General features: G+C 67.5%; 7 protein-coding genes and 1 pseudogene. 3 read left to right on the forward strand and 5 right to left on the reverse strand.

Features of this window, described 5'->3' with window-relative positions; genetic code table 11:
* Window positions 1-133: pseudogene (locus Y704_RS25215) on the reverse strand (isoprenyl transferase); the annotation flags it as partial.
* A 100-nt stretch (window positions 134-233) separates the two neighbouring features.
* On the opposite strand from Y704_RS25215, the gene Y704_RS0109405 reads away from it, so the two are divergent.
* Window positions 234-989 (forward strand): PAQR family membrane homeostasis protein TrhA, encoded by a 756-nt coding sequence (locus tag Y704_RS0109405; protein WP_081747528.1) that lies wholly within the window; start codon window positions 234-236, stop codon window positions 987-989.
* A 99-nt stretch (window positions 990-1088) separates the two neighbouring features.
* Here the strand turns inward: Y704_RS0109405 and Y704_RS0109410 are convergent, their stop codons facing one another.
* Entirely contained in the window at window positions 1089-1436 is a 348-nt protein-coding gene (locus tag Y704_RS0109410) for a hypothetical protein (protein WP_253904279.1), read from the reverse strand.
* Window positions 1437-1504: 68 nt separating this feature from the next.
* Complete coding sequence (mca, locus tag Y704_RS0109415) at window positions 1505-2428, reverse strand: mycothiol conjugate amidase Mca (RefSeq protein WP_051476873.1); 924 nt, start codon at window positions 2426-2428, stop codon at window positions 1505-1507.
* A gap of 80 nt (window positions 2429-2508) precedes the next feature.
* Between mca and Y704_RS0109420 the strand changes: the two genes are divergently transcribed.
* Both Y704_RS0109420 and greA read left to right on the forward strand, forming a co-directional pair.
* On the forward strand, window positions 2509-2940 hold the full coding sequence (locus Y704_RS0109420; protein ID WP_253904280.1) for a DUF4307 domain-containing protein: 432 nt from the start codon (window positions 2509-2511) through the stop codon (window positions 2938-2940).
* A gap of 196 nt (window positions 2941-3136) precedes the next feature.
* Window positions 3137-3628 (forward strand): transcription elongation factor GreA, encoded by a 492-nt coding sequence (gene greA, locus Y704_RS0109425; protein WP_026549936.1) that lies wholly within the window; start codon window positions 3137-3139, stop codon window positions 3626-3628.
* 5 nt (window positions 3629-3633) lie between these two features.
* On the opposite strand, the gene Y704_RS0109430 is transcribed toward greA, so the two are convergent.
* Both Y704_RS0109430 and Y704_RS20185 read right to left on the reverse strand, forming a co-directional pair.
* Window positions 3634-4182 (reverse strand): rhomboid family intramembrane serine protease, encoded by a 549-nt coding sequence (locus Y704_RS0109430; protein ID WP_253904281.1) that lies wholly within the window; start codon window positions 4180-4182, stop codon window positions 3634-3636.
* Window positions 4183-4219: 37 nt separating this feature from the next.
* Window positions 4220-5195: pyridoxal-phosphate dependent enzyme (locus Y704_RS20185; RefSeq protein ID WP_081747529.1), on the reverse strand; the 976-nt coding region annotated here is incomplete at its 5' end.

Below are 5195 nucleotides of genomic sequence, written 5' to 3' on the forward strand. Positions count from 1 at the left end.
CCGCGAGCCGGGCCCAGCGTCGGTTGCCGTCCACCATCACGCCGATGTGGTGCGGAATCCGCTCAGGGGACAACGAGCGCTGGAGCCGGCGCTCGTAGAAGCTGTAGAGGAACTCGGGAAATTTCCACGTCACCCCTCCAAAGGTACCGGCTGTTGCCGGAGATCCGCCGAAGGGGCGCCGCAGGCGTGGTGACCGCCGGGCAACACACCGGCTGCCGGGTTAGAATCGCCCCATGACTTCGCGATCCTCCGCGGTACCACCATCGCCCCGGCCCGCACCCGACACGGCCGGCCGACGCCGCGCTGAGAACGCCGTCGGCAAGGTCGGGGAGAACGTTGCGGAGGCCCTCGACAAGCCGGTGCTCCGTGGCTGGATCCACGCGGCCACAGCACCCCTTGCCGTTGCGGCGGGAATCGTGCTGATCACCCTGGCTCCCACCACCGGCCTCAAGGTGGCGTCCGCGATCTACGCCCTCACCGGGGCCCTGCTGTTCGGCGTCAGCGCCGTCTACCACCGGGGTAACTGGAAACCGAGGGCGCGGGTGGTCCTCAAGCGCCTCGACCACACCAACATCATGCTCGTGATCGCCGGCTCGTACACGCCGCTCGCCTGGGCACTGCTCGAGCGCGACAAGGCCACGGTGCTGCTGTGGATCATCTGGAGCGGGGCGATCGCCGGGGTCCTTTTCCGCAATCTCTGGGTTCAGGCACCCCGTTGGCTGTACGTCCCGATCTACGTGGCCCTCGGGCTCGCCGCACTGTTCTACCTGCCCGATTTCTTCGCCGCGAGCATTCCTGCGGCGATCCTGATCTGCGTAGGCGGCGCCCTCTACATTGCCGGCGCCGTGTTCTACGGCATCAAGAGGCCCAACTTCAGCCCGCTCGTTTTCGGCTTCCACGAACTGTTCCATGCCTTCACCGTGGCCGCATTCGCGGCACACTACGTCGCGATCATGATGGCCGTCCTCAACCCCGTGCAGGGCCTCTAGGAGCAGGTGGCCCGGCTGCAGCGGAACGGCCACCAGTCGACCGGGTCGTCCGGGTGCCGGCGAGGGTGCGCCGGCGCTTCGGGGTCGGCCGGGCATGGCTTACCGGAGGTCGGGGCCGTGCTTGCCGCCGGGCGCCGGCCGTGGCCCCTGCCGTGCTTCGCGCTCCGATTCCTGCTGCGGCGCACCGGGCCCGCCCCCGGTGGCAGGACCGCCGTCGTCCGCTGCGTCCGCTGCGTCCTCCAGCCGCGCTTCCTGGACCATCGCGGTGTACCGCACGCGGCGGATCCGCTTGGTCATGTCGCGGATGAGGAAGAACACCCCGATCACCACGAACAGGGTTGCGAGGAAACCGAGCGTTCCCGGAGTCACTGAAGCCGGGTCCAGTCCCTCCCGCAGGGCGGGGTCTTCGGACGGAGCCATCGCGGCGAGGGTCAGCGGGAAAAGCACAGGTGCACCACTTTCGAAAAGAGCTGCGGGCGGGCGGCCCGTTCCGAACAATTCTACGTCGGATAGAACTAGCGCACGTCGGCAATGCCTGCGAAGAAGTCGTCCTCGGGCAGCGATGTTTCAACCCGGGAGGAAATGAGCGAGTAGTCCTCCCAGGGCCACACGCGGCGCTGGAAATCCGAGGACACCGCGAAGAAGAACCCGGTCGGGTCGACCTGCGTGCGGTGTGTCAGCAGGGCCTGCTCCCGGTGGGCGAAGAACGAGCCGCAATCAATCTGCGTGGTGGTCGCGTGCGTCGGGGCCGGCGGCTGGTTCCCCTCGGGATCGGCCTCAAGCCACTGCGCGATCCGCTCCGCGTAGGGTGACTGGAGTCCGGCCTCCTCGAGGGCGTCGTGCAGGGCACGGAAGCGCTCCGGGTTGAACGCGCGGTCATAGTAGAGCTTGTCCACCCGCCAGGCCTCGCCCATGTCCGGATACCGCTCCGGGTCGCCCGCAGCCTCATAGGCCTCGACAGCCACCCGGTGCGCCATGATGTGGTCGGGGTGCGGGTATCCGCCGTTCTCGTCGTAGCTGAGGATCACGTGCGGCCGGAAATCCCGCACGAGCTTGACCAGGGGCGCGGCAGCACGCTCGAGTGGCTGCAGGGCGAAGCATCCGAACGGAAGGTCAGGGAGCGGATCGCCCTCCGGCAGCCCCGAGTCGGTGAATCCCAGCCACCGTTGCTGGACGCCCAGCGCGGTGACGGCGTTCGCCATCTCGATCCTTCGAAGCCCTGCGAGGTCCCGGCGGGCGTGCGCGTTCCCGCTCATCGCCTGGTTCAGGATGTCGCCGCGTTCCCCTCCGGTGCAGGTCGCCACCATCACCCCTGCCCCGGCGGCTGCGTACCGCGCCATCGTGGCGGATCCCTTGCTCGACTCGTCATCGGGATGCGCATGGACGGCGAGCAGGCGGAAGCCGCGGGAAGACGCGGCGGGGTGATCCTGGCTGGACAACAGGGCTCCTGGGTGGTGGTTGCGGCAGGTGGCTCCACGGAAGTCACTGAGGTCCGTGGATCGACGGTAAAATTACGCAGGTGAGCAATGCGTACACGCCTACCCCAAGAGTAGCCAATCGCTACGGTCCCCCCAAGCCGGTCAAACCTGCCAGGCCCTTCCGGCTCCTGGTGGTCACCGTGCTCCTGGCATGCGTTGCCGCCGTCGCGGTATTCGCAGTGACCAACGGAAATCCCCGCATCAGCTCGAAGGACGTCGGCTTCAGCATCGCCGACGGCCAACGCGCAAGCGTCGACTTCGAGCTGACCAAACCCGCGGACGCCACGGCCGAATGTGCCATCCAGGTACTGAGCGCGAACTACGCGGTGGTCGGGTGGAAGGTAGTCACCATCGGCCCCAATGCGGAGACCGACGGCGTCAACGGGGGCCAGACCACGGCCCACCGCGCCGAACTGCGGACCGATTCACCCGGGGTTTCCGGCGGCGTCAACGCGTGCTGGCTGGCCGACTGACCACCCGCAGGCCCAGGCCCCCGCGGCACTGCGCCCGCCCATCTTGGGTTATCGCCCTGCCCGAACTAGAATAGACGGATACGTCCTGCCCCGTCTCAACGGCGAACCGTGCCCGGCACGGTAACAATGAGGTGGGGTGTTTGCTTGTGTGCCGGACCGCACTCCGCGGTACCGGACGAACCAAAGGAGATGTCCCGTGTCCACAAACAGCGTGCCCGTTGCCTGGCTCACGCAGGAGTCCTTCAACCGGCTCAAGGCTGAACTCGAACACCTCTCGGGCCCCGGCCGGACCGAGATCGTGGCGCGCATCGAGCAGGCGCGTTCCGAGGGCGACCTCAAGGAGAACGGCGGCTACCACGCGGCCAAGGAGGAACAGGGCAAGTCCGAGGCGCGCATCCGCCAGCTCACGGCCCTGCTCGACAGCGCGCACGTCGGCGAATCCCCGGAGGACAACGGCATTGTGGAGCCCGGAATGATGGTGCAGGCCAGTATCGCCGGCGACGTCGAATCCTTCCTGCTCGGCAGCCGCGAAGTGGCCGGCGACGCCCACATCGACGTCTACAGCGAGAAGTCACCGCTCGGAGCCGCCATCCAGGGCAAGAAGGCCGGCGACACCGTGGTGTACACCGCACCCAACGGCCGGAATATCACCGTGGAGATCATCTCGGCGACGCCCTACACCGGGTAAGGGACTCAGCGGGAAAGGCGGTCCGCCCTGAAAGGGGCGGGCCGCTTTCTCAGGATCAGTGCGGCAACCACTCCGCCGAGTGCTCCGAAAAGGTGTGCCTGCCAGGAGATGTTCGAGCCGACCACCGGGAGCACTCCCCACAGAATGGAGCCGTAGGCGAGGAACACTACCCCTGCAACCAGGATCTGGAGCACGTTCCGGTTGTAGAACCCGCGGGCGATCAGGTAGGTGAAGAGGCCGAAGACAACACCGGAGGCCCCGATGGTCAGCCCGCCGCCGAGGATCCAGACGCCGAGCCCCGAGACGAACCAACTGGTTCCCAGGGCCACGGCAAAGCGGCGGATGCCGTCGAGGAACGCCAGGAAGCCGAGCACGAGCAGCGGCAGGGTGTTGCTGACGAGGTGCGGCACACCGCCATGCAGCAATGGTGCGAAGAGAATCCCGTCAAGCCCACGCACACGCCGCGGCTCGATGGCGAGATGACCGGTCAGCAGGTGGCCGGTGGCCAGATTGAGGAAGAACACGGCCCACAGCACGGCCACCAGGATTCCCACCGTGAGCAGGCCCGTCCGAGCCCGATGCGCCAGCACGTCAGCCCTGGATGACAACGGGCTGGAAGCCCTCGGCACGGAGGTTGCTCAGAACCTGTTCACAGTGTTCATCGCCCTTGGTTTCCATGTTGATGGTGATGGCGACATCGCCCATGCTGATCGAGCCGCCCACCCTCGTATGGTCCACGCCCGTGACATTGGCATCGGATTCGGCGATGATCCGGGAGATCGTGGCCAGGGAGCCGGGGCGGTCATCCAGCAGCATGCGGATCACCAGGAAACGCCCTGCGGCGGCGAGTCCGCGCTGGATCACCTTCAGCATCAGCATCGGATCGATGTTCCCGCCGGAGAGGACGACGACGGTGTTCCCGGGCCGCGCCCCATTCTCGGTGAGTTTTCCGTCGAGCAGAGCCGCCACTCCCACGGCCCCTGCCGGCTCCACCACCATCTTGGAGCGCTCGAGCAGGAAGATGAGGGCGCGGGCGAGGGAATCTTCGCTCACCGTCACGACGTCGTCGACGAGTTCCCGAATGATCGAGAAGGGGAGCTGGCCCGGACGGCCGACGGCGATGCCGTCGGCGATCGTCGACACCTTGGTGAGCGGGACCAGTGCGTCGGCAGCGAGCGACGGCGGGTAGGCTGCGGCGTTTTCCGCCTGCACGCCGATGATCCGGATGGTGCGTCCGAGTTCCCGTGCCCGGGCCTTGACGGCGACGGCCACTCCGGCCAGCAGCCCGCCGCCCCCCACACCCATGAGGATGGTGTCGACGTCGGGCACCTGTTCGAGGATCTCCAGCCCGATGGTCCCCTGGCCCGCCACCACGTCCACGTTGTCGAACGGGTGCACGAAGACGGCCCCCGTCTCGTCCGAGTACCTCTTGGCTTCGGCCAGCGCCTCGTCGACGTTGTGGCCGTGCAGCACCACCTCGGCTCCGTGTCCGCGGGTCGCCGCGAGTTTGGGCAGTGCGACCCCGAGCGGCATGTAGATCCGCGCCTGGATGCCGAGCCGGCTCCCC

Source organism: Arthrobacter sp. Br18 (assembly GCF_000520555.1).
Lineage (GTDB): Bacteria > Actinomycetota > Actinomycetes > Actinomycetales > Micrococcaceae > Arthrobacter_D.